Source organism: Chryseobacterium sp. c4a, assembly GCF_009900745.1.
In the GTDB taxonomy this organism is placed as follows: Bacteria; Bacteroidota; Bacteroidia; order Flavobacteriales; family Weeksellaceae; genus Chryseobacterium.
Window position 1 is genome coordinate 224,311 of the sequence record NZ_WXVU01000002.1, and the last position, 24,732, is coordinate 249,042.

The following is a 24,732-nucleotide window of genomic DNA, read 5'->3' on the forward strand; positions in this document are numbered from 1 at the left end:
CAGAATGCTATGGGACGTAATACATCTGTTTCTTTGGGAGATTATTTTGAAGATTTTGTAGATCATAAAATCTCAGAAGGTAGGTATAAGAACGTGAGTGAAGTTATTCGTGCTGGATTAAGATTGCTGGAAGAAGAAGAAAATAAATTTCAGCTTCTTAAAAATGCAATTAAGGAAGGAATTTACAGTGAGATTGCAACAGACTTTAACTATGAAAAGCATCTTGAGTTTCTAAAGTCTAAAATGAAAAAATAAATGGGTTGGAAGTAATAGGATAGATGAGTAATGCATTGACCAAGATCTACTAAATCCTGCCTAATTTGCGAGAGAAAATAATCAAACCTTATAGGTTTCTGAAACCTATAAGGTTTGAAAAAATTACAATAGAACAATAAAGAAAGCTGCCCCTAAAGGCAGCTTTCTTCAATAGTATAGAGAAAAATTTAAACAGTATTTAATCAATATCTTAGTTCTCAATCAGCCAGTTTTCTACCGCTTTTGAGAAATCAGCAATATCAATAGGGTGTCTGCTCGTAATCAGGTTGCCGTCTACAACAACAGGTACATCAGACACAATTCCACCTGCATTTTTAAGATCAATCTGAATATTCCAGTATCCGGTTAATTTTTTACCTTTAATGATCTCAGCATTGATTAATACTACAGTGGCGTGACAGATCGCAGCAACCAGTTTACCTGTAGCATTGAAATCTTTAACAAACTGTACCACTTCAGGATCATGACGAAGGTTATCCGGATTCCATGCGCCACCAGGAATAAAGACCGCATCATAATCATTTACATTGATTTGATCTACAGTATGATCTACTTTGATCCAGCCTACAGGTAATAGGTATTGTATTGCCATGATGTGAGTTTTTGACATCTCTTCAGGCATGCTTAATCCAAAGTTGGCTGGAGCTGGTTTGTATTTAGGGGCGATGATGTCTACCTGAGCACCTAATTGACGAAAGTACCAGGCTGGACCCGTTAATTCAATCTCTTCAAAACCGTCTGATGAAATCACAGCAATTCTTTTTCCAGCTAATGTTTTTTCTGTTACTGGAGTAAAGAAGAAGTCTTTTACTTTTTCATTTCCCGGTGCATTTAAGAATTGAGCCAGCGGAAAGCTTCCCACAGCAGTTTTTGATGATAATTGAGTAAGGATTTCTAGGGTGTTAACACCATTTTGTGTTGCTACGTTTTGAGCATCTATATTGGTTTCCATTTTTAATGATTTAAAATGTTAATTTGATTGTTTTTGTTGATAAGTCTCCCAGTCAAGGTATCCTTCCATGGTTAATCCATAATGAAGTTCTCTTTTAGGAGGGGTTAGAGGCCAGTCGTTTTCAAGACGGCTCACAAGGTCAGGGTTAGATATAAAAGCTTCGCCGAATGCTGCGATATCAATGGTTCCTTCGTTGATAAGCTTTTCGGATCTTTCTCTGTCCATACCACCGGCAAGGATGATAATTCCATCATACCAGGTACGGAAACGTTTCATGAAATCTTCAGGTAAAGCAAAGCTTCCTCTCGATTTTTGATCCATAATGTGGATGTAAACGATTTTTCTTTTTGAAAGCTCTTTCGCCAGATATTCATAAGTAGCTTCAATTTCATCATAATGAGGCATCTCGTATAAACCACCATAAGGAGTCAATCGTATAGCGACTTTATCAGCTCCGATTGCAGCGATTGCAGCATCTACAATTTCCAGTAAAAATCGGGAACGGTTTTCGATACTTCCACCATATTCATCAGTTCTGTTATTTACAAAAGGATTGAGGAATTGCTCAATAAGATATCCGTTGGCTCCGTGAAGTTCTATTCCGTCAAAACCCGCTTTTATAGCATTTTCAGCGGCTACTGTAAAATCCTTAACTACTTGTTTTACTTCTTCTGTGGCGAGTGCTCTTGGTTTAGAGTTGATCACAAAACCTTCTTTTCCGTTTTCATCATAACCCCATGCATGAGTTTCTCCTGCCTGGATATCAGATGACGATACAGGAGCCTGTCCATCCGGTTGATTGGTAACGTGAGAAACCCGGCCTACATGCCATAATTGGGTAAATATTTTGCTTCCTTTTTGGTGAACGGCATCTGTAACCAGTTTCCAACCTTCAGTCTGCTCGGAAGTATAGAGTCCAGGAATGTGAAGCACTCCTTTTGAAGTCGGAGAGATTGCGGTTCCTTCTGTGATAATTAATCCTGTGTCTGCACGTTGTGCATAATATTCTGCATTAAACGTTTTTGGAATACCATCTTCGTTTCTGGCTCTGGTCATAGGTGCCATGGCAATTCTGTTTTTTAGTTGTAGAGAACCAATGGTTGCTTCTTTAAAAATATTAATATTCATAGCTTGAAAATTTAGGTATTAATAATATGATTAATTGCTGTTTGATCTATAATTTTACAAATTGAAATAATCGAATCGATTTTGCTGTTTGTTTTAATTAATGATCTTATTTGTAATTGATGGTACAAATTTCTGCTATATTTTGTTATTATAAAAATTATATAATTTATATTTAGTTATAATAAAAATAATAGTTTGTAAAATTAGATTTCTTGATCGGGAATCTATAAGTAAGAAGAGTTGAGTAAAGAAACTGTAGACGGAGGGAAGCACAACAGAGAAAGCTAATTTTAAGAATAAGACCTACCTGTTATACAATTGAACTTCTAAAAAAAGACAAAAGCTATTATTCATGACTTCTATAACTCCTTCTTCCAGCTCCCGGCTTCAAACCCCGGCTGTTTAGAATTTTCATTTTCAGAAGAATACCATGTGATGAATGGAACTTATCATCAAAAAAAGGTGTTTTTCCATTCTCACCTCAAAAATCAGCCGTAACTTTGCAGTATATTTCTTTATAGTTATGGTAAATTTTGTTCTGATTGCAGTGTGCATTATTGCAGGAATGATATTCAAAGCAACAAAATCTATCCACCCGGATGCCCATAAGGGGATCAATACCTGGATTCTTTATCTTGCTCTACCGGCAGTTTCATTCAAATATCTGCCGAAAGTACAATGGACAACGGAAATGCTTTTTCCAATTGCAGCCACTTTCTTAGTCTCTGTATTTTGTTTTTTTTATGTAATGTTTTACAGTAAAAGTAGGGGATATTCAAGACGTTCCAGAAGTACCTTAGAACTGGCCAGCGGGTACAGCAATACCTCTTTTATAGGATTTCCTTTGATCAGTGCTTTTTATGGAGAGAGTCTTTTAAGTATTGCCATTATTTGCGACCAAACCATGTTTTTTGCCCTTTCAACATTAGGGATTATTGCCGCGGTGAAAGGAGGAAGCAAATCAGGAAAGGTAAGTGCAGCATTTATTTTTAAAAGGTTAATTACATTTCCGCCATTAATAGGCTGTATTTCTGCATTGGTGTTGTCTCAATTTATCGATTTAACTGTTGCAGAACCACTTTTTGATAAATTAGCAGCTACAGTAAGCCCATTAGCTTTGTTTTCTGTTGGATTGCAATTGAAATTTAATGGCTGGAAAAAACTGATTCCTCAAATGTCAGCTTCCATGTTATATAAATTGATTCTGGCTCCGGCAATGGTGTTAGGAATGGCTTTATTATTTGGAATAAAAGGAGATGTAGCAAAAATTACCATATTTGAAGCGGCCATGCCAACCTTGGTAACCTCCAGTATCATTGCAGAACAGTTCAGGCTGAATACAAAACTGACCAACCTGATTATCGGAGTCAGCATTATTGTAGGATTCTTCACCTCTGCGATGTGGTACGAGATTACTGAATATTTCTTTTAATTACTCAATGCTCAGGTCGAAAGGCTGAACATTCCCCTCCGCTGGAGGGGTGTCAAATCAAAAATTTGACGGGATGGTCATACCACTGAAACGATCTCAAAAGTTGCAGTTCTCTTCAGAAAAATCTAATTTTACACTTTAAATATTTCCCTTGTCATACGCTCAAATTGTTTTACCTCTGAATTTAAAAGGATCCTTTACGTATAAGGTTCCGGAAGAACTGATGTCTGAAATTCAGCCGGGAATGCGTGTGCTGGTTCCATTTGGTGGAAAGAAAATTTATACCGGAATTGTTTTGGAACTTCATGATAATGCTCCGGATAACTTTGTAGCAAAGGATGTCATCAGTATTTTAGATGAAAGACCTATCCTTCCTGAAGAGCAAATCCGTTTTTGGAACTGGCTTTCCGATTATTATCTGTGTAACCTTGGTGAAATTTACAGATTGGCTTTTCCATCTTCATTAAAACTGGAAAGTGAGACCTATTTAAAATTAAAACCAGGAGTAGTTGTTGACTTTGAAAATCTGGATGTCAATGAAATGTATTTGGTGCAGGCGCTGGAAGTAAGACAACTAGTCAATCTTACAGATATCGAAGCATTCATTCCTAAGAAAGAAATTATTAAAACCATCAATTCTCTGATCGATCTTCAGTATATAGAAATTGATGAGAAAATTGCAGAAAAATATAAGGCTAAAGAGGTCGCTTATGTAAGAATCAATGATAGTGTTTTAAGCAATCAGAATCTTACAGAAATTCTTTTAAAATTAAATAAAGCCCCTAAACAGAAAGATCTGTTTCTTCTTATTTTGGAAAAGCAGACTGAAAAACCTGATCTTCATATTAAAAAAGCTGAACTGTTTGAAGATGGCTATTTTGGAAGCTCTCATTTCAAGGCATTGTCAGACAAAGGTCTCGTTGAAGAGTATTATATGCAAAAAGATAGGATTGAAAGCTATGAAGGAGAAATTGAAGACCTGGAAGAGCTTTCTGAGGAGCAGAAAATTGCAAAATCTGAGATTGATGAAGCTTTTGAAGAAGGAAAAAATGTATTGCTTCATGGTGTAACATCATCTGGAAAAACTCATATTTACTTAGAGAAAATCGAGGAATGTATCAGGGAAGGAAAAAATGTTCTGTTTTTACTGCCTGAAATTTCTCTGACAAAGCAGATTACCCAGAGACTGGAGAAAAAATACGGTAGACAATTAGGCTTTTATCATCAGAAACTTACAGATTTTGAAAGAGTAGAAGTCTGGCGTAGAATCAGGCAGAATGACATTCGTATTCTTGTAGGAACAAGAAATGCTTTGTTTTTACCGTATCAGGACTTAGGACTGATCGTTGTAGATGAAGAACATGATTCAGCGTATAAACCACGAGAAGTTACTCCTTATTTTAATGCTAAAGATGCTGCGTTGGTGTTGGGTGGTTTATATAAAGCCGGAGTCATTCTGGGCTCAGCAACACCTTCTGTTGAAAGCTATTACAGAGCCAGAAAAGATAAAATGAAATACATTTTCCTGAACGAAAGATTCGGGAATGTAAGCCTTCCTGAATATGAACTGATTAATTTCAAAGAAGCTCAGGAGTCTAAAAACGTATCCGGAAATTTTTCTACAAGGCTTATTGATGCTATCAAGCATACTATTGACGAAAAGAACCAGGCTATCGTTCTTCACAACAGACGTGGTTATGCCAACGTCATAGAATGTGAGACTTGCGGATATGTCAACTATTGCTCCAATTGTGATGTGGTCATGACGTATCATAAGGCTGCCAATGAAATGAAATGTCATTATTGCGGTCAAAGAGCATCCAAGCCGAGAACCTGCCCTAAATGTAACTCCGAAAACCTGAATGAAAGAGGAGTAGGGGTAGAACAAATTCACGAGGAAGTTTCCAAACTGTTTCCTGAAAATGAGGTAGACAGAATGGATGTAGACTCCATGCGTAAGAAATTTGCCTACGAAAAACTGTATGAGAAAATTGAAGACAGAGAAACCGATATTGTGGTAGGAACACAGATGATTTCCAAGGGACTCGATTTTGATCATATAGAACTGGTTGCTATTCCTAAAGCTGATTCCTTATTATATGTACAGGATTTCAGAGCAGAAGAAAGAGCGTATCAATTAATTACTCAGGTTTCGGGAAGAGCCGGAAGAGTTTCCGGGAAAGGTAAAATCCTTATCCAAACTTATAATCCTGATCATTCAGTATTTCAGTTGATTAAAATGAATAATCCGGCGAAGATCTATAAATATATCCTTACCGAACGTCAGAAATTCCACTATCCGCCGTTTACCAAACTGATTATGATCGAACTGAAGCATCGAAGAGATGATAAAGCAGACCGTGCCTCCCAGTTTTTAGGATCTATTCTGAGAAAATACCTTCCTGAGGAATGTGTTTTAGGGCCGGAAAGGGCTCAGATTGCAAGACTGAATAATTTATATCAGTTCCAGATTTTATTGAAATTACCACGAGGGAAAAACTATGAAAAGTTTAAAAGCTTGGTATTGATAAGTCTAAAAGAATTTGATGAAATTACTGCTTATCAAAGCATTAAAAAGGATGTTTTTGTTGATTTTTAACAATTTTTAACAAACTTTACACTCTTTTATAAGACCTCTGTGATCCGTTTTATAGCAATAATTTATACTTTTGGTCGTTGATTAAGTGTTTGGCTTTCTTATTGAATGATTTAACTTATCATTTTTTATAGGCTCAAACTATAGAACAAAAAAAGGATAGATGGTAAATTTCAGAAAATATATTTCAAGTGCAGCGGTGTTGGCTTCCGGTCTTTTCCTGGCTCAATCTACCGTTTCTACTGTTCTTTACTCTCAAAATTACGACAATCAGAAAAACAGCTTAAACCTTCCGTCGCCAGCGAGCTCGATGGAGAGAAGCGTTTTGTCGGCTAAAGAACTTGTAGACATTAATGTAAACACAATGATGGCGGATCCTGTGCTGAAAAATGCAACCTGGGGATTCGTGGTGTATGATCCGAAAACGAAGAAAGTAATCTCTTCGTATAATGAAAGCACTCCGCTAGTGCCGGCTTCTACTACAAAATTGCTGACTACAGAAACAGCGTTAAACCTTCTAGGAGAGAACTATCGTTGGAATACCCAATTGGAGTATTCAGGAACGGTGGATGAAAACGGAACTCTAAATGGCAACCTATATGTGGTTGGTAGTGGAGACCCTTCTCTTGGAACCAATAAAGCAGGAGCAGGATCTTACAGAGACATTATTTCAGATTTCATAGGTGGACTTTCACGTGAGGGAATCAGAAAGGTAAATGGTGATATTATCATTCAGACAGCGCTTTTCAAAGGCAATATTGCAATGCTTCCGGAAAATGTTGTATGGCTAGAAAACAATAATTACTATTTGCCTGCAGGAACAACCCGTGCCATAAACCCGGCTAATGAAAAACTGATTGTGAAAAAATCAGGATTCTCTACAGAAAAGAAGTTTTTCTATGTTTCTCCTTACGCTCATCAGATGGTATACGCTGAAAAGTATGATGGGGATGGAATTTTAACAACTAAACTTCCAGATGCTCCAGCTTATTTGGCCAATTCCTTCAGAACGACATTAGTAAAAAGTGGAATTCCTGTTACTGGGAAAGTTTTCGCTAAGATGACCGATGCAGCGCCGGAAAACAGAAAAATGATCTCTGTATACAAATCTCCAACTTTAGGTGATATTGTCTATTATACCAATCAGCATAGTGATAATTCATTAGCAGAGGCGTTATTAAGAACTGTTGGATTTCAGAGATTGGGAGACCAAACATCAGAATCAGGAAGAATGGTGGTGACAGAACACTTGAAAGATGCCGGTTTTGATATGTTGGGTCTAAATTATATTGACGGAAGCGGACTTTCAAGAAGTAATAATGTAACTCCAATTTCTCAGGTAAAGTTTTTAACTTCTTTAATGGATGAAAAATATTACAGATCTTATTTAACTTCTTTACCTATTGGCGGACAGTCTGGAACATTAAAAAGAATGTTTCTTGGAACCGGAAACGGACAGGTTTTTGCTAAAACAGGAACTTTAAATAAAGTGAAAACATTAGCAGGCTATCTGAAGACCAATTCCGGTAAAACACTAGTTTTTTCTTTGATGGTTAATAATTACTCAGGATCAGTAGATATGGTGAAAAAAAGAATGGAAAAAATTCTTGAACCAGCTCTGGATCTTTAGACTTAGTTTATTTTATATATTATAAAAACCTTTTAATCAATGATTAAGAGGTTTTTTTTATATTTGAATACTGCAATATTCCTACCTATGAAAAAAATATACCTTCTGATGCTGTTTTTATTGATAATTCAGCAGGGCTACAGTCAAAAGCAAGACCATAATATTGAAATGAAAGGATTGGTGAAAAAAGAAATGAAATCTTTTACCAAGAAAATGTCAGTTGGGAACATAAACCCGAATACCCTAAATTATGATCTGCAGTATCAAAGGATGGATCTAAGTATTGATCCTGCCGTTTACTCTGTTTCCGGATCTGTGACTTCTCATTTTAAAACGAATCAGAGCATGGGAAGTATTTATTTTGATCTTTCTAATATGATTACGGTTTCTCAGGTTCAATATCATGGCAGCAGCATTCCGTTTCAGCAGTTGCCTACTAAAGAAATTAAAATAGATTTTCCAGCTTCTATTTCTGCAAGCACCTTGGATTCGTTGACAATTCATTATTCAGGCGCTCCGGATTCGGCGAATGGGACTGTTATGGTAGGAAGTCAGGGAGCCGGCATACCTGTTTTTTCTACCTTAAGTGAACCTTATGGAGCACAAGATTGGTTTCCTACCAAGCAAAGTCTGAATGATAAGATTGAAAGATTTGATTTTAAAATTACTACACCCTCTCAATACAGCGTAGCGGCTAATGGAAAACTGATGTCTGAAATCGTGTCATCCACTACCGGGAAGAAGCTTACTTTTTGGAGAACCATGTATCCTACTGCGGCTTACCTTATTGCTTTGTCGATTACCAATTTTGCTAAACAAAACTCTACTATCGGAAATCCTCCATTTCCATTTGTCAATTATATCTATCCGGGAACTGCCGGAGATCCGGTAAAAGTATCTACTATTGAATGGACAAAACAAATAATGGAAACTTTTGAAACCTATTTTGGGCCTTATCCTTTCCGTGATGAAAAATATGGACACATGGAATACCTGAATGGCGGTGGAATGGAGCATCAGACCATGTCTTCTATGAGTGGATGGACTAAAGGTCTTATTGCTCATGAACTTACTCATCAATGGTTTGGAGATAAAGTCACCTGTGGGAAATGGAATGATATATGGCTGAATGAAGGTTTTGCTACTTTTGGAGAGCATTTAGCCAATGAAAAGCTGATCATGAACAACAGTGAGTTTATGAACTATCTAAATGGTCAGAAGAACTATATTACTGGGAGTGTAGGCGGAGCTACTTATGTTCCGGATGCACAGCTTATCAATGAAAACAGGATTTTTGACAGCAGGCTAAGCTATGCAAAAGGAGGCTATATTGTAAGAATGATAAAATGGATTTTAGGAGATAATGTCTTTTATCAGGCACTTAAGGACTATCATGCAAGGCCGGCATTGGCTTACAACTATGTTAAAACAGAAGATTTCAATGCTTCTTTACTTCAATCTACCGGAAAAGATTTTACAGAATTTTTTAAAGACTGGGTATATGGAGAAGGATATCCAATCTACGCCATAAAGTGGAAACAGACGGGAAATCAAATTACATTTAAGGTATCTCAGACACAAAGCAGCCCTACAGTAAGCTTTTTTGAAATGCCCTTACCTGTAAAAGTTACCGGAACAGGTAGCCAGACGGCTTATTTAGTGTTGAATAATACGTTCAATAACCAATATTTTACTGAAAATTTATCATTTCCTGTAGCCAATATTCAGTTTAATTATGAATATCAAATTTTAGAAAAAAATTCTACTGTGGCACAGGATAATAGCTTGAGTGTCTCTGAAATAGAAAAAGATGACTTTGCTTTATATCCTAATCCTGCCCAAAATGAGCTCTATGTGAAAGGGATTGATAGGGAATCTGAATATTCTATTCATGGGATTGATGGAAAATTGATAAGAAAATCAGTATTCATGCCTGGTAAAGCCATTTCAATAGGAGCGCTTGTTCCAGGAGCCTATATCTTTACAGTGAATGAAAAGCATATAAAATTCATCAAACATTAAATACCATTTTATAATATAAAAAGCTTTCAAATTTGAAAGCTTTTTTGTTTACTGAAGGCTTTTGCGCCTCTTCTATTGGCTGTCTTTACTTTGTATTTAAACCATTTTTCTTTAAAGAGATTCCGCATGATATTGTCAAAATTTCGTGTAATAACAAGGTTTTTAAAACCACGCCATTTTTCAAGTGCACTTGATGGCAGGGCTCTTACGGATATAGAATATCCTCCGGTTTCATATTGTATATAATGCCACCATCCGGATGGGATGTAAAGGGTTTCACCAGGATGAATAACTGCTTCATAACCGTTTAAGTAAAGCAGGGCAGGGTATTGCCTATAATCAGGGTTTTTAATATTCGGTAAGCTGTGGAAATTGTAAGGTAATTTATACATCAGATCAGATTGTTCCCAGGGAAACAGCCAGATTCGTTTAATTCCTTCAAATTGGGTAATAAAAACATGCGACATATCGATATCAATATGGTTTCTTGTAGCAGAACCCTGACCTCCGAAAAACATAAAGGGAAGCCATTTTAATATTTTGCCATTAGTAACATCATTGTAAATAATATCATTTTTGAGTTCAGGTTTTATACTTAATAGATTAAATAAAAACAGCCGATGCTCAGTAGGAGTAGAGTGTATAAGATCAAGATATTCAGAGAAAGTTGTCTGTGCAATAGGCTGGCTCGCCACTCTGTCCATAGAATCCATTTCACTGCCGTATATATCTACTTTTTGTTGGCCTGCTATTTCTTTGAAATATTCATAGTTCCACTTTTGGAATGCCGGGCTTTCGGGATCTACAAAGTCTTCGATAATAATAGGGATCTGAGGTTTCATGTGGTTATTGATAAAGTTTCTTGAAACGAGTTTCTTTGTTTTCTTTACTGGAGTCAATTGCATATTCAGAAATTTTAAACAAATATAAATATTATCCTACTAAATTAGTAGACTAATAATGTTAAAAAAGAAGCTGAAGATCAAATTTTAGAATTAAGCTTATAAAACGTGTTATTTTACTGCCTTTTTAGTAAATTAGCGCATCTAAAAAATTACTAAAAATGATTTCTGAAAAATACCTACAACATTTACAGAACGAACTTCAAAATATTGAGAACGACGGACTTTACAAAAGAGAAAGAATCATCACTTCTCAGCAGAGTGCAGAAATTGAAGCGAATGGAAAAAAGCTTTTGAACTTCTGTGCCAATAATTATCTTGGATTATCCAACAATCCGGAGGTGATGAAAGCTTCTCAGGATATGATTCAGTCTCATGGATACGGAATGTCATCGGTACGTTTCATCTGTGGAACTCAGGATATTCACAAAGATTTAGAGAAGAAGATCGCGGATTTCTTAGGACTTGAGGATACAATTCTTTACGCCGCAGCTTTTGATGCTAACGGAGGTGTTTTTGAACCTTTATTTACTGAAGAGGATGCTATTATTTCAGATGAGTTGAACCACGCTTCCATCATTGATGGAGTACGTCTTTGCAAGGCAGCAAGATATCGTTATAAGAACAACAATATGGAGGATCTTGAAGCACAATTAATCGCTGCTTCAGAAAAGAATCACCGTTTTAAAATTATTGTAACGGATGGAGTGTTCTCTATGGATGGGATTGTAGCGGATCTGAAAGGAGTTTGTGATCTTGCAGATAAGTATGATGCATTGGTAATGGTTGATGATTCTCATGCAACAGGATTTATCGGGAAAACAGGAAGAGGAACTCATGAAGCGAATGAAGTAATGGGAAGAGTAGATATTATTACTTCTACATTAGGAAAAGCTTTAGGAGGTGCTTTAGGAGGATTTACTTCCGGTAAAAAAGAGATCATTGATATGCTAAGACAGCGTTCTCGTCCTTATTTATTCTCGAACTCGTTAGCGCCAGGAATTGTAGGAGCTGCTTTGAAGGTATTGGATATGATTTCTGATAATACTTCACTTCGTGATCAGGTAATGGAAAATGCAGAATACTTCAGAACGGAAATGAAAGCTAAAGGCTTTGATATTCCTGATGGAGATGCTGCTATTGTTCCGGTAATGCTTTATGATGCACCACTTTCTCAGAAAATGGCTGAAAAGCTTATGGATGAAGGAATCTATGTAATCGGATTCTTCTATCCTGTAGTACCAAAAGGAAAAGCAAGAATCAGAGTTCAATTATCTGCTGCTCACACAAAAGAGCATTTGGATAAAGCTATTGCTGCTTTTGAAAAAGTAGGAAAAGAATTGGGAGTGATCTCTTAATTTCTGAGTTGAATACAATCAATACAATATAATCTTCGGCTCGGGGTGGCAAAGCCACCCCGAGCCGAAGTATTTTTATATAAATACATGGGGTGACTGCTTGAAAATAGTTAAAAACTTCATGGTTTAACGGATATTTTTGTCCATTTGTTATTTATAGTATAATTTCCTGATCAAAAGAAAATTATTTTTAAAAATTATATAATAAGCTTATCTTTGCTGTTAATTTTTTCTGAATGCTTTATACAATCATCAAAGCGCTGCACATCATTTTTATGGTAAGTTATTTTGCGGGAATTTTTTATCTCGTAAGAATTTTCGTTTACTATAAAGACACTGATGAATTTCCTGAAGAAAAAAAGAAAATTTTGAGGGAGCAGTATACATTTATGGCCAGAAGGCTGTGGAATATTATCACCGTGCCTGCCGGAGTGATCATGGTAGTATGTGGATTGATTATGATCTTTTTAAATCCGGGGCTGATGAAAATGGGTTGGTTTCATTTAAAACTGACTTTTCTGATCGGACTTGCCATTTATCACTATTGGTGCTGGAAAAAAGTACTGAAACTAAAAGAATTAAACGGAAATACTTTGGAAACAGCTAACATCAAACTGAGGCAGGCAAATGAAATTGCTACCTTCATTTTATTCCTGGTGGTGTTTACCGTAATCCTGAAATCGATGGTTCTTGAATATTGGTGGCAATTAATTGCAGGATTTTTCGTTCTTGTATTTCTGATCATGATGACCGTAAAACTTGTTAATAAGAATAAAAAAAAGAAATAATGGTGGAAGTAAAGAAGGTCATCATACCGCTTTATTTTTTACATTTTACTAAAAAACTATGATTGCAATTTTAAAGAAAGAACTTTGGAGTTACTTTGGAAACTGGAGTGCATGGGTAATTATTGCCGCTTTCAGTTTAATAGCCACTCTTTTCCTGTTCTTTTTCGACAACGATTCAAATATTTTTGAGATCGGGGCAGCCTCGCTGCAAAGCTATTTTGTGCTGGTTCCCTGGCTTTTAATGTTCATTATTCCGGCACTTTCCATGAGAACTTTTGCTGAAGAGCAACAAACGGGAACCCTAAACTGGTTGTTTTCACAACCGTTGAAAATTTCAGAACTGGTAGCTGGAAAATTCTTATCTGTATGGATTGTTGGGATCTTATGCCTTATTCCTTCGTTAATTTACTTTTATACAGTGTATGTATTGGGAGTTACAGAAGGTAATATTGACATGGGTATGACCTTTGGAAGTTATATTGGGCTGATTATTTTAATTGCCGCTTTTTCAGGCATTGGGATTTTAGCATCTTCTTTATCTCAAAATCAAATTATGGCTTATCTACTGGGGGTTTTCATGTGCTTTATTATGTATTTTGGAATCGAACAGCTGGCTAGCTATAAACTTTTAGGTGGTGCAGATTTTATCCTTCAGAATATAGGGTTTTACCAACATTTCCTTGGGTTTACAAGAGGTCTTATAGATTTCAAAGATGTTGCTTATTTTATTCTGGTGATTGGTGCGTCATTAGTATTGTCTAATCATTTTATTAACAAAAAGAAGTAGATTATGAAGAAGATTAATGCTAAATCTCCATTAGGAATTTTCCTGATTGTCATTATTCCTTTGGTGATCATTCTTGCTTATTCAGGGATCAGACTGGATTTAACCAAAGAAAAAAGATATACGCTTTCTGAAAGCACTATTAAAGTATTAGAATCGGTTAAAAAACCTTTAACGGTAGAAGTTTACCTTGAAGGTGATTTCCCGGCGAGTTTTAAACAGCTTCAGGGAGAAACTAAATTTATGCTGGAGGAATTCAGAAAAATTAATCCAAAGATTGATTTCAAATTCATTGATCCTATCAAAACAAAGATGTCTCAGGACACTTTGATGGCAATGGGAATGCAGCCCTCAATTCTTCCAGATATAAAGGATGGCAAAATTTCACAAATCACGCTTTTCCCATATGCCGTTATAAAATATGACAAAGACGGAGTTTCTATTCCGCTGGTTGTACAGCAGGCAGGTATTGATGCAGATCAGCAGTTAACGAGATCCATTGAAGGTCTTGAATATAATTTGGTGTCCAATATTAAGAACATTGCCACTGATAAAAAGAAAAAAATTGGAATTTTGGTTAATCAGGATGAGCTAAGCCCTGATGAATTTCAAGGATTTGTACATCTTGCGATGGAAAATTATGATGCAGGGCCTATTATTCCTAAAAATCAAGTTGAGCTTACTGCCGCAGATGTACCTTTATTGAAGCAAATGAGTGCTCTGGTTATTGCAAAACCTAGAAAAGCTTTTACAGATAATGAAAAGGTAATTCTTGACCAATATATCATGAATGGCGGGAAAACACTTTGGATGATTGATGCAGTAAACGCCGAAATGGATACGCTGACAAGATCTAAAAAAGTAATGCCTTTCCCTGTTGATATCAATATGACTGATTTCTTCTTCAACTACGGATTAAGAATCAACAATGCATTGGTAAAAGATGTGAAGAAGTTTGCTTTATTAAGGCTGGTAACAGGAGAAGTAAGCGGAAATCCACAGTATACAAGTTTGCCATGGCCTTATTTTCCTCTTGGAATTGCTGAAAATAATAATCCGGTTACTAAAAATATCAACCCTGTAAAATTTGAATTCCCTACTTCTATTGATACATTGGGAGGAAGAAAAAATATCAAAACAAAAGTTCTTTTCGAATCCAGTGAAAGAACATTGTTGAAACAGGTTCCGAATTATGTTGATCTTAAAGAAATCGCTACTGTAGACAGCTTAGGGCAAATGGAAAAGCCAAGCACTCCGAAGATTTTCGCCGTAGCATTGGAAGGGAAATTCAATTCTGCTTATGCATCAAGAATTGAAAGAAAGTCCTACCCAGGCTTTAAAGCAGAAAGTCCTGAGAATAAAATGATCGTGATTGCAGACGGAGATATCGGACGAAATAAAGTGATCAAAGGGAAACCACTTCCATTAGGAGTTGATATGCTTACGAATGAGCAGTTCGGAAATGAGCAGTTCCTAAGAAACGCTCTTGATTATCTATTGGATGACAGCAATCTGATGGAATTGAGAAACAGAAACATCGAAGAAAGACTTCTTGACAGACATAGAGTAGATGAAGAGAAAACTAAGTGGCAATGGCTGAATTTATTGCTTCCATTGTTTATTATTGGCCTTATCGGAGGATTATTCTTCTGGCTGAGAAAGAAGAAATTTGGATAAAATAAAAGAGAAGCTGAAAAGCTTCTCTTTTTTATTTGAAAATGATTGTCTATTTTGATTTCAGTTTTTTATTCTCTTCCTTCAAAACTTCCACTTGTTCCTCCAATACCTTAATATAACTCTGTAAATTTTCTACAATAGAATTGGGAATATTGTGGAAATGGTTAAAATAACTACCGGCATTATCATTGAAAGTAGTATTGTCATGGTTGTTATGAACGATTGCGGTTTTTCTTTCCTCTTTGATCTCTTCTACAGGAACATCAAGTGCTTTTGCAAGCTTTTCCCATTCATCATCGTATATTCTTACTTCGTCATTCTCTTTTCGAGAGTAATTTGAAACATCTGTCGAGATGATTTTAGACATATATTCCTGTGTGTAACCTCTTTGCTCTCTTAGACTTTTTAGCTTTTCCATAACGACCTTTTTATCTGTGTCTTTATACAAATATAAAAAAATGGAGTAGAATTTAAAATCTATTTATTAAATGCACTTTGATATTTCTCCAACACATTCCATATTCCATAAAAAGCATCATTTCCTTTCTTATCCGAGAAATTAGTATTGAAGATCATTATTCTTCCAAGATTATTTTTAGGATCGAAAAACATCATAGACATTACCCCCGGATCTCCGCCAGTATGGCCAATATATCCTGTATAGCCAAATCCCATGAATATTCCCACATTATAAGATTCATTATAAGGATTTTGAGTATTTCTTTCTGTAAAATGGAATGCTGTAAGTTGTGGTGTGAAATATTCTTTATAGCTTTTCTGGCTTAGAATGGTTCCTTTTCCGTTATATCCTTTGATGAGTTCAGTCAAGTATTTACTTAAATCATTACTACTAGTGATAAATCCACCATCAGGATAAGTTGCAGAAAGATAATAGGGAAGTACAGTTTCAGGATTTTCATAGAGCCTGGAGAATTTTGAAAATTGAATGTCTTCATATTTCCATCCTGAATCATTCATTTGTAAGGGTTTCAGAATGTACTCTTTGGTAAACATACTAAACTCCTGACCCGTTGCCTGCTCTATAATAAAAGCTGCTAGAGCCGTTCCTACATTAGAATATTCATACATCGTTCCCGGTTGATGGGAGGAAAAACTGTTTGTATTCCATTTTCCATGTTCAGATAATACATTTTTTAAAAAGACAGACATTGTAATGATAGAATCTGAAGGGTTGAATACCTGTTCATCATCAAAAGTAAGCTTTGCATCAGTCAGGTTTTGGTTGGGTTTCAGGAAATAGTTTTTAGATAAATAAAATTCATTGTCCAAAATGGAAGAAGTGTGAGTTGCCAATTGGCGTATGGTAATAGGTTTTTGAGGGAAATTAGGATTAACAATTTTAAATGGTAAATACTTTTGTATCGGATCATCCAGATTCAACTTTCCCAATTCCTGAGCTTTCAAAAGGGAAATTCCAACCAATGTTTTGGAAATAGAGGCTATATTTTGAATGGTATTGATGGTATAGGGTTGCTTTTCCTTCACATCTGAATATCCAAACCCATTCTGATAAAGAGTTGATTCATCATTAACGATGGAAACAGAAAAACCATTAAAATTCCCCTGTTGATATATTTTGTTGATCTCCAGATCTAAAGAATCTTTAGTCTTCTGATAAGCCAATGTTGAGCTGTTTTTCATAGTATGGCATGAAATCACTAGAATAGAGACCATGAAAAATAATGAAAATTTTATCATAAGCTTTTAATAATAAGACATTTAAATAGGGTGTTTTGTTACAACTATTGATCATTAAGTAAAAATACCCGAAATCAAAAACACGTATTTATACGCTATGAATACGCTTTAATTCTATCTAATTTTGTTGGAAAAGATAGAGAAATCTATCCGTTATCATAGGAAATATTATTAAATCACCATATCATGCCTACAAAACAACACAACAGATTTCTTTTCCAAATGATGGAAGGAGTGAGTAACTTAAAGATGGTTATTACAGATCATAGCATCTCCTCGGGACAGCCTTGGGAAAATACAGCGGATATTATTCAAAAGTCTGGTAATACCTGGGAAATAGATGTTCAGGCTGGAAGACACGGGACAGATACGGTTGCTCAATGGTTTAAAAGTAAAATATCTGGCGGTGATGCTATAGGTTGCAGCTCTAATGATGCCTTGCCTGGGAAATTGAACTTTGCGTTTACCTGTACTTTATCCTTTGACTATCAAAACAGGCATTGTGAATTGCACGATATTCAGATTGGGCAGGGACACAACTCAAAATCAGAAAACAATTGGTGGATCGGTAGCCGAAATATTAAGAAAGTATCTGGAACTTATATTTTAAAAACAGATGGGAATACTCGTTTCAATTGTAATGTTTCAGTGTCTGGTGTTAATCAGTTTTATCTTAAATTAAATGGCTCAGAATGGATGAGTAAACTGGATCAAACTGTTTCGCTCAAAGCTTTAAGTATTCCGGGGACACACGATTCAGGAACCTATAAGATTTCTTCTGCATCATTTGGTGCAAGATGCCAAAATTATGATATTAGACAACAGTTGGAAAATGGGATTCGTTTTCTGGATATCAGACTTGTCAATTCATCCAATTCTTCAGATCCGTTAGATCTCTACCACGGTATTATTTCTTGTGGAGTTACCTTTGGGAATGTATTGGATGCCTGTCAGTCATTTTTAAAAGATCATCCGTCTGAAACTATTCTAATGTCTGTAAACAATGAGAAAAGCGGACAGGATATTTCTGATAACTTTATCCAATATCTTAAAAAATATAATACCCTTTATTTTCAGGGAAATGCTATTCCCAATTTAAATGAATCCAAAGGAAAAGTGCTCTTTTTATACAGATTCGATCTGAATGTAGGAAGCTCAGGAATAGATAAAAACAAAGTAGGGGTAAGATTCGGAGCATGGAAAGACAATACCACTTTTGAAACAACGAATGCCAATGGACAAAAATTCTATATTGAAGACAATTATGAAAGCTACGATACCCATAAAAAGGTAAAATATGTACAGGAAAATTTGGAACGGGCCATGCAGAAAAATGCTAATAATGATGCTGTTCTGTATGTAAGCTTCAATAGTATTGCTTTTGGAGTGGGACACCATACTCCTTATCAGTATGCCTGGGGCGGTTTAGGAGTAGATCCGGCCATGAATCCGTGGCTGAAACAATATACCCAATATTCAGGGAAAAAACGATTGGGAATTATCCCGCTTGATTTTTATAATAACGGTGGTGGAAATCCGATTGAAAACGGACTCGTAGATAATATTATCCAATCAAATCATTGATATTTTAGCTATAAAAGAGAAGCCGAAAAAAAAGAGAAACTTTACAGCTTCTCTTTTTTATTTAAAATTCTTCTAGGGTCATTATTAATTTTCCAATACCGGAATAAGATGTTCCCAATTCAGTTGTTTGGCATAATCCAAGGCTGTTTTTCCTGTTTTGGATTGAATTGTTTTATCAGCTCCAGCATCCAATGCAGCCTGTACTGTAGTTAAGTTTCCGGCAATGGTTTCTCTGTGAAGAAGGGTCTGTCCGTTTTCATCAATCTGCCTGATCTCATCAGGATATTCCTGTAGGAATTTGGCAAAATCTTCTTTCATGTTTTTGCTCATCGGATGTTCGATAAGGTTTTCAGGTGCTTCCTTCTGGTGATTAACGACAAGAATATCGTTGAAATCTCCAAAATCCAGTTGCCATGCATTGTCATGATCTTTTCTTTCCGAAGCAGACATATCCGAACGCATCTTTTGAATGGTAAATCCACCATACGCTTTCGGAAGAGGATCTGCAGATGATGAGAATAATTTAGAAAGACCTGTAGGCTTCTTTACACTGGGGGTGATGGCAAAAAGCCAGTCACTAATTTCAGTAAGCGGAATATCTATATAATCTCCAACCTGAACATTTCTTAAGGTGTTCGGTTCATTGATCAGGTATCCTGTTACGCGTTCACCATCAAAACCAATATCATTGATCCACATGTGCTCAACAATAGTTTCTCCCGTTTCGGTGGTATCTGAAAAAAGAGCTTTTACGCATGATACATTAAGTCCCGGAATGATTCTTCTGTATTCCCAGGATTGTTCGCGCCAAAAATATTTAAAAGTTTCCTGTGCTTTCTTGTACGCTGCGATCATTTGTGGGTCATCTCCATCTGCCCAAAAAATAGGATTGTTTTCCATTTTATAAATTGTAATTGGTTTGACTGATGTATTTTGGAAATTTTTCTAATTCTGATAAGCCTCCTTTGGAAGTAAAGCAGCCGTTTTGTAATAGCTTATATCCATTTGATATTGCTCCTGAAGCTCATGAAAGGTTTCATAATCATAATGTGCCCAATTCTGTTCGTTATCAGGATCTGAAGTTTTATCAATAGCCAGTTCTAGCTTTCCGTCTTCTTCGTAACTGCATTCTAAAGCAGCATACTTTTCTCCGGATTTATCTGTAGTATACCAGCATTTTACGGTTTTCTCAAGTTGTGGTTCTTGTGTTTCATTATCAATCACCTGAGAACATATAAAGTTTTCAGGATCATCAATTGTAAAAACAGTTTTGGAAATCAGAGGCTGATCGTCTACTGATAATGAATACAGTTTATTAGTGGAAATTATGTAACCGTCAGTAGTTTCCTTTTTTTCGATGTCAAAGAAGTCTGATTTTTCTTTCAGATATTCCAGAATTTCCTCCTCATTGTCGCCTTCATGTAAGAAATAATTGATATTATATATACTTTCGTCGTTGATAAATTCAATCTCTTTTAGTATATCGGAATCACTTTCATAATAATACAGATGATATTCATCTAGCTTGGTAGCTTTATTCTTGGAAATAACTTCTCCAAAAATGTTTTTGTACACTTTTCTCATTGTTAATCATGTTTAGTTTCATCTATTAGTTTAAGTGGTATGGAGCAAAGATAAGTTTTCTTTTTTATCTTAGCCTAAAGTGTAAAACGGTATTTATTTCGTAATTATTTTATATGTCCTTTATAAAATCCTCATATTCGTAATAAAATCTTTCAAATCCGTCCATTTTGTCGACAAAGAATTCAAAAATTTCCTGCCAGGTGTTTTTATTGAAAATTGAAACACCATTTTTTTCCACCCAAATTCTACTGATGACCTTTCCATTTTCCAGTGTAAAATGCTCTTCTTTCTGGAAATCTCCGATGAAATCCTTTAAAATATCTTCCAAAGACCATATTTTATTGTAATAGGCATCGCGAAAAATTTCATCTTTCATTTCGATATCAAGAGAAACTTCTACTTTTTTGTTATCAGCAGAAAATTTAAATGCCATATCCTTGATCTTTGTATCATACAGAATCCATTTTCTTGGAAAGGATTTCCCAAAAGCTGTCCAAAATTCCTTTTTTAGTTGTTGTGCTTCTTGTTTACTGAACATAGGGCAAACATAATGATTTAATAGGAAAAAGGCAAAAGTATCGTACAGCAAAAAAGATAAAAAATAAAACTGTTGATGGGCTCTCAGGCAATTTTGTCTTTTAGCTTAAACATATTTAAACAATTTTCTTATTTTTGCTGTAATGCTATCCAAAAAATCTCAATATGCGTTTAAGGCACTTTCATATCTTGTAGAAAAAAGAAATGAAGGCCCGGTTCTTATTTCCGAAATTGCGGAACACAAAAAGATACCTTTAAAGTTTTTAGAAAATATTCTGCTTGAACTGAAAAAAGCAGAAATCCTTGACAGTAAGAAAGGAAAAGGAGGGGGATATTTCTTGAAGGAAAACCCTGAAAATGTGAAGCTGGCTAAAATCATCCGTCTTGTAAATGGCCCTATTGCCATGCTTCCATGTGTAAGTCTAAACTTCTACGAGAAATGTGAAGACTGTAACGAAGATCACTGCGGCTTGCATGACGTATTGATTGAAGTTCGGGATGCTTCACTCAATATTCTTGAGAAAAAAACTTTAATGGATCTGGTCGACTGACCTGATCCTTTTTTTTGAATAATTAGTCTACTTATTTTGTAGGATAATATTTTTGTTGGATATTTGCAAGACTTCAAAAAGAATAAAGTATGATTCCAAAAGAAGATGTAGATATGATAAGACCTTTGAAAGTAGGAGTGATATTAAGAAATAGTATTATTCTGATTAGCAATACAGGGAATGCTAAGGAATATAAACTCATAATTTCATAGCTATGGTCATTACAAGAAAGATTCAGATAAGGCTCAATGTGCTATTTGTAACGATTGCTTTAGTATCAATTGCTGTTTTTTCTCTGTATGAATTGGGGTATTTTGAAGAGCTGCAGCAGATCTTAGCGAAAGATCACTATATTTTTTATTGGATGCTTCTTGTGGGAGTTTTTGCGGAAATCGTAGCCGGATCAATGGGAATGGGCTATGGAGTAATCTGTACAACGACTTTAATGTTTCTGAATATACCACCACATATTGTAAGTGCAAGTATACATTCTGCCGAAAGTTTTACTACAGCAGCTGGAAGTGTAAGCCATATTAAGCTTAAAAATGTAAGCAAAAACCTTGTAAAGAAATTAGCTATACCGGCAGTGATAGGAGCAATTATCGGAGCTGTGAGTCTTACTTACTTTGGAGAATATTACGCTAAGATTACAAAAACGATCATTGCTTTTTATACCTTGTATCTTGGTTTCCAAATTCTTTCCAATGCATTTAAAGATAAACAAAGTAAAGCACTTAAAAGAAAAACAAATCTTACAAGACTTGGTGTGATAGGAGGATTTATAGATTCTTTTGCAGGAGGAGGCTGGGGGCCATTAGTAACCGGGACTCTTATTAAAAATGCATTTACACCAAGATTTGCAGTAGGAAGTTCTACTGTTGCCAAGTTTATTCTAACGATAACAGCGGCCATTACCTTTTTTCTAACCCTTGGAATTCAGCATTGGAATATCATTTTGGGACTTTTGATCGGTGGGATTATTACAGCTCCTTTCTCTGCAATGCTTACTGCAAAGCTTCCTGTGAAGAAAATGTTTATTGTGATTGGGGTATTGGTGATTGTGATGAGTTCTATAACTATTTATAAATCAATATTCAGTTGAAAAATATGCTCTGAGAGGTAAAAATAAAAGGCTTAAAAATAAATTTGATTTTGAAAATATTTTACTTTTACATCAATAAATATTAGAATATGAACTTACATATCATTGCACTTTTTAAGTTTAATGAAAATTATTTGATGGAAGCCGTAGAGCTTTTTCAAAACCTGGTAAAGGAAACACGAAAAGAAGAAGGCTGCCTGCAGTATGACCTTGTTGAAGATAAAGATAACAAAGGTACATTCTTCCTTATTGAACTTTGGGAAAGTGTAGATCATCACAACAGACATAACGGACAAGATCATTTATTAGATTTCCGTAAAGATGCCTCCAAGATCATGGAAAGTGGAGTGGAAGTTTACAAAGGATTTAAAATCTATTAAATTTTAAAAACGGGTAGGAAGAGAGAGGTCGGAAGTTTGTTTTAATCATGAAATTACCGACAGCTATCGCTCAATTCCTAACTTTAAGTGTATCATAAAATAAAAGGCGGCTTCAGAAATCTGAAGACCGCCTTTTTATTAGAAAAAATAGAAAGTATTTTGAGTAAAATATTATTTCACGATAAGTTTTTTCGTTTCCGAAGTTCCACCAAAGGTAATTTTTACCATATAGTTTCCTGAACTAAGGTGGGATAGATTCATATCCTGTCTGTAGAATCCTGTTTGATTAGTCAATTCAGCAGTGTATACCTTTTTCCCGGTAAGGTCATATACTTCTACAGTTCCTTTATTGCTTGCTTTTTCTTTTACATCAAACAAAACGGTTACTTTTTTATCCGCTGTTGTCGGGTTAGGATAAATTCCAAAAGAAGCTTTTTTACTCACTTCAGTAATTCCTAAAGATCCTGTGATCTTTTTATATTTGAAGTACATATTTCCGGTTTGTGAACCTTCATTGGAAATGAAATACATTCTGTAGTAATCCGATCCTTGCTTCACATAGTACACTACATCATTATAAATTCCTGAAGTAGGCTTCCATGAGTGTCCAATTGTTGTTATGTTGTTAGAATATGCTGAAGGTAAAGTTCCTGTAGCGATTGCCTGTACTTCCGGTCTCACTTTAGCCACAGAAATATTAGGACTCTGGATAACACCAGCCATTCTGTATTTCATTGTTTGTGGATTCCCTTGCTGATCAACATAAGGATAATCTGTAAAATATCTTGTGAACACTAAGTCCCATGAATTTTTTGAAGGCTCCATATTAGGGACTTTTGCTCCGGTATCAAATGAGAAATAATTGAAGAAAGCATCATCTGTTCCGTTAGCTAATGTTCTGGTTTCTGTTGCTCCCCATGCAGTACCATTCCACTTAGAATATTTAAAAGTATATCCCATAAATGCATCTTCGATCGCAAACTTAATGTAATCTCCGGTAGCAGCATACTTTAAAACGAAAATTGCTTTACCTACAATATGGTGAGTAATTCCATTGTAAATTCCCCAGCCTGTAGCAGGAAGATTAGGATTAGGAGAAGTAATAGGGCCTTGTTCAAGAGCTCCCTGGCTCCAATCTGTAATTTGGTCAGGGTTGTAAAGTGGCTCACCCCATGAAGCTTCGTTGCTGATATTGATATTATCCCATTCTGATAAGCTGGTCGCAGCAGTATATACTTCAATGTTTTTAGCATCATTAATTCTTGTTCCTACTGAAAAATTAGAATTTCTATAGAAAGCAATATCCCATGTATTCGCAGGTTGTGAAACAATATTTCCATCAGAGAAATTAAAGAATGCACGATTCTGATATCCATTTCCCAACGTCATATTTGCTTGCGTGTATCCTAATGCATCTGTCTGTGCCATAGCTGTTTGTTGAACAGTAAGAGCAAACATTGAAGCCAATAATAGTTTTGTTTTCATAATTTATTTTTAAATTATTATTTAGAATTATTCCACAAAAGTATATAATTATTTTTAATCATTCTAAATAAAAACATGATTTTTATCTTGTTTTTTTTAAGGCGGGAGGGATTAATGAAAAGAAAAATGCATTGAAAAGAGCTTTGTTATTGGGTTTACAGAAATAATAACATCCTAATTTGGCTTCTTTGTTGAGCTGGCTTTAATGGAATTGCTTTTTCGAAAAAAATGAATTTTATATCCTT

23 protein-coding genes are annotated in these 24,732 nt (G+C 35.4%); 14 read left to right on the forward strand and 9 right to left on the reverse strand.

The genetic code is table 11. From position 1 onward, the window contains the following. Positions 1 to 9 precede the first annotated feature (9 nt). Positions 10 to 255: a type II toxin-antitoxin system ParD family antitoxin gene (locus tag GTR01_RS05300; RefSeq protein ID WP_160136821.1), complete on the forward strand. Its 246-nt coding sequence runs from the start codon at positions 10 to 12 to the stop codon at positions 253 to 255. A 211-nt stretch (positions 256 to 466) separates the two neighbouring features. Here GTR01_RS05300 and GTR01_RS05305 read toward each other — a convergent pair whose 3' ends face one another. Both GTR01_RS05305 and GTR01_RS05310 read right to left on the reverse strand, forming a co-directional pair. Continuing rightward, positions 467 to 1,228 (reverse strand): DJ-1/PfpI/YhbO family deglycase/protease, encoded by a 762-nt coding sequence (locus GTR01_RS05305; protein ID WP_160136822.1) that lies wholly within the window; start codon positions 1,226 to 1,228, stop codon positions 467 to 469. Between the two features lie 18 nt (positions 1,229 to 1,246). Next, positions 1,247 to 2,356, reverse strand: coding sequence for an alkene reductase (locus tag GTR01_RS05310; protein ID WP_160136823.1), 1,110 nt, complete (start codon positions 2,354 to 2,356; stop codon positions 1,247 to 1,249). 523 nt (positions 2,357 to 2,879) lie between these two features. On the opposite strand from GTR01_RS05310, the gene GTR01_RS05315 reads away from it, so the two are divergent. From GTR01_RS05315 to GTR01_RS05330, 4 genes are all read left to right on the forward strand, one after another. Then, entirely contained in the window at positions 2,880 to 3,788 is a 909-nt protein-coding gene (locus GTR01_RS05315) for an AEC family transporter (protein ID WP_160136824.1), read from the forward strand. 151 nt (positions 3,789 to 3,939) lie between these two features. Continuing rightward, positions 3,940 to 6,387, forward strand: a complete 2,448-nt coding sequence (gene priA, locus GTR01_RS05320) for a primosomal protein N' (RefSeq protein WP_160136825.1) — start codon at positions 3,940 to 3,942, stop codon at positions 6,385 to 6,387. 160 nt (positions 6,388 to 6,547) lie between these two features. Continuing rightward, positions 6,548 to 8,014, forward strand: coding sequence for a D-alanyl-D-alanine carboxypeptidase/D-alanyl-D-alanine-endopeptidase (gene dacB, locus GTR01_RS05325; RefSeq protein WP_160136826.1), 1,467 nt, complete (start codon positions 6,548 to 6,550; stop codon positions 8,012 to 8,014). An 87-nt stretch (positions 8,015 to 8,101) separates the two neighbouring features. Then, complete coding sequence (locus tag GTR01_RS05330; RefSeq protein WP_160136827.1) at positions 8,102 to 10,036, forward strand: M1 family metallopeptidase; 1,935 nt, start codon at positions 8,102 to 8,104, stop codon at positions 10,034 to 10,036. 26 nt (positions 10,037 to 10,062) lie between these two features. Here the strand turns inward: GTR01_RS05330 and GTR01_RS05335 are convergent, their stop codons facing one another. Next, positions 10,063 to 10,941 (reverse strand): cupin-like domain-containing protein, encoded by an 879-nt coding sequence (locus GTR01_RS05335; RefSeq protein WP_160136828.1) that lies wholly within the window; start codon positions 10,939 to 10,941, stop codon positions 10,063 to 10,065. Between the two features lie 158 nt (positions 10,942 to 11,099). Between GTR01_RS05335 and kbl the strand changes: the two genes are divergently transcribed. From kbl to gldG, 4 genes are all read left to right on the forward strand, one after another. Continuing rightward, complete coding sequence (gene kbl, locus GTR01_RS05340; RefSeq protein WP_160136829.1) at positions 11,100 to 12,296, forward strand: glycine C-acetyltransferase; 1,197 nt, start codon at positions 11,100 to 11,102, stop codon at positions 12,294 to 12,296. Between the two features lie 236 nt (positions 12,297 to 12,532). After that, positions 12,533 to 13,084: a CopD family protein gene (locus GTR01_RS05345; RefSeq protein ID WP_160136830.1), complete on the forward strand. Its 552-nt coding sequence runs from the start codon at positions 12,533 to 12,535 to the stop codon at positions 13,082 to 13,084. Positions 13,085 to 13,142: 58 nt separating this feature from the next. Continuing rightward, complete coding sequence (locus GTR01_RS05350) at positions 13,143 to 13,871, forward strand: ABC transporter permease subunit (protein ID WP_160136831.1); 729 nt, start codon at positions 13,143 to 13,145, stop codon at positions 13,869 to 13,871. 3 nt (positions 13,872 to 13,874) lie between these two features. Beyond that, complete coding sequence (gldG, locus tag GTR01_RS05355) at positions 13,875 to 15,545, forward strand: gliding motility-associated ABC transporter substrate-binding protein GldG (RefSeq protein WP_160136832.1); 1,671 nt, start codon at positions 13,875 to 13,877, stop codon at positions 15,543 to 15,545. Between the two features lie 49 nt (positions 15,546 to 15,594). Here the strand turns inward: gldG and GTR01_RS05360 are convergent, their stop codons facing one another. Beyond that, positions 15,595 to 15,963, reverse strand: coding sequence for a helix-turn-helix domain-containing protein (locus GTR01_RS05360; RefSeq protein ID WP_160136833.1), 369 nt, complete (start codon positions 15,961 to 15,963; stop codon positions 15,595 to 15,597). Between the two features lie 59 nt (positions 15,964 to 16,022). Next, complete coding sequence (locus GTR01_RS05365; RefSeq protein WP_160136834.1) at positions 16,023 to 17,207, reverse strand: serine hydrolase domain-containing protein; 1,185 nt, start codon at positions 17,205 to 17,207, stop codon at positions 16,023 to 16,025. A gap of 243 nt (positions 17,208 to 17,450) precedes the next feature. Between GTR01_RS05365 and GTR01_RS05370 the strand changes: the two genes are divergently transcribed. Continuing rightward, positions 17,451 to 18,848, forward strand: a complete 1,398-nt coding sequence (locus tag GTR01_RS05370) for a phosphatidylinositol-specific phospholipase C (protein ID WP_160136835.1) — start codon at positions 17,451 to 17,453, stop codon at positions 18,846 to 18,848. A gap of 84 nt (positions 18,849 to 18,932) precedes the next feature. On the opposite strand, the gene GTR01_RS05375 is transcribed toward GTR01_RS05370, so the two are convergent. The 3 genes from GTR01_RS05375 to GTR01_RS05385 form a co-directional block, all read right to left on the reverse strand. Next, on the reverse strand, positions 18,933 to 19,748 hold the full coding sequence (locus tag GTR01_RS05375; protein ID WP_160136836.1) for a DUF2314 domain-containing protein: 816 nt from the start codon (positions 19,746 to 19,748) through the stop codon (positions 18,933 to 18,935). Positions 19,749 to 19,793: 45 nt separating this feature from the next. Then, a complete protein-coding gene (locus GTR01_RS05380; RefSeq protein WP_160136837.1) occupies positions 19,794 to 20,432 on the reverse strand; it encodes a hypothetical protein in 639 nt (212 codons plus the stop codon). Between the two features lie 109 nt (positions 20,433 to 20,541). Further along, entirely contained in the window at positions 20,542 to 20,970 is a 429-nt protein-coding gene (locus tag GTR01_RS05385; RefSeq protein ID WP_160136838.1) for a DUF4268 domain-containing protein, read from the reverse strand. Positions 20,971 to 21,112: 142 nt separating this feature from the next. Here GTR01_RS05385 and GTR01_RS05390 point away from each other — a divergent pair, with 142 nt between their 5' ends. The 4 genes from GTR01_RS05390 to GTR01_RS05400 all read left to right on the forward strand — a co-directional run bounded on the left by GTR01_RS05390 (position 21,113) and on the right by GTR01_RS05400 (position 23,002). Further along, a complete protein-coding gene (locus GTR01_RS05390) occupies positions 21,113 to 21,520 on the forward strand; it encodes an RrF2 family transcriptional regulator (protein ID WP_045502189.1) in 408 nt (135 codons plus the stop codon). An 89-nt stretch (positions 21,521 to 21,609) separates the two neighbouring features. Next, positions 21,610 to 21,732 carry a hypothetical protein gene (locus tag GTR01_RS24755; protein WP_262885743.1) on the forward strand — a complete coding sequence of 41 codons (123 nt, stop codon included), beginning with the start codon at positions 21,610 to 21,612 and terminating at the stop codon, positions 21,730 to 21,732. Between the two features lie 2 nt (positions 21,733 to 21,734). Beyond that, complete coding sequence (locus tag GTR01_RS05395; RefSeq protein WP_160136839.1) at positions 21,735 to 22,622, forward strand: sulfite exporter TauE/SafE family protein; 888 nt, start codon at positions 21,735 to 21,737, stop codon at positions 22,620 to 22,622. Positions 22,623 to 22,711: 89 nt separating this feature from the next. Then, the gene (locus tag GTR01_RS05400) at positions 22,712 to 23,002 is read left to right on the forward strand and encodes a putative quinol monooxygenase (protein WP_089733115.1); all 291 of its coding nucleotides are present in this window, start codon (positions 22,712 to 22,714) and stop codon (positions 23,000 to 23,002) included. Between the two features lie 171 nt (positions 23,003 to 23,173). On the opposite strand, the gene GTR01_RS05405 is transcribed toward GTR01_RS05400, so the two are convergent. After that, the gene (locus GTR01_RS05405; protein ID WP_160136840.1) at positions 23,174 to 24,487 is read right to left on the reverse strand and encodes a T9SS type A sorting domain-containing protein; all 1,314 of its coding nucleotides are present in this window, start codon (positions 24,485 to 24,487) and stop codon (positions 23,174 to 23,176) included. Positions 24,488 to 24,732: the final 245 nt, after the last annotated feature.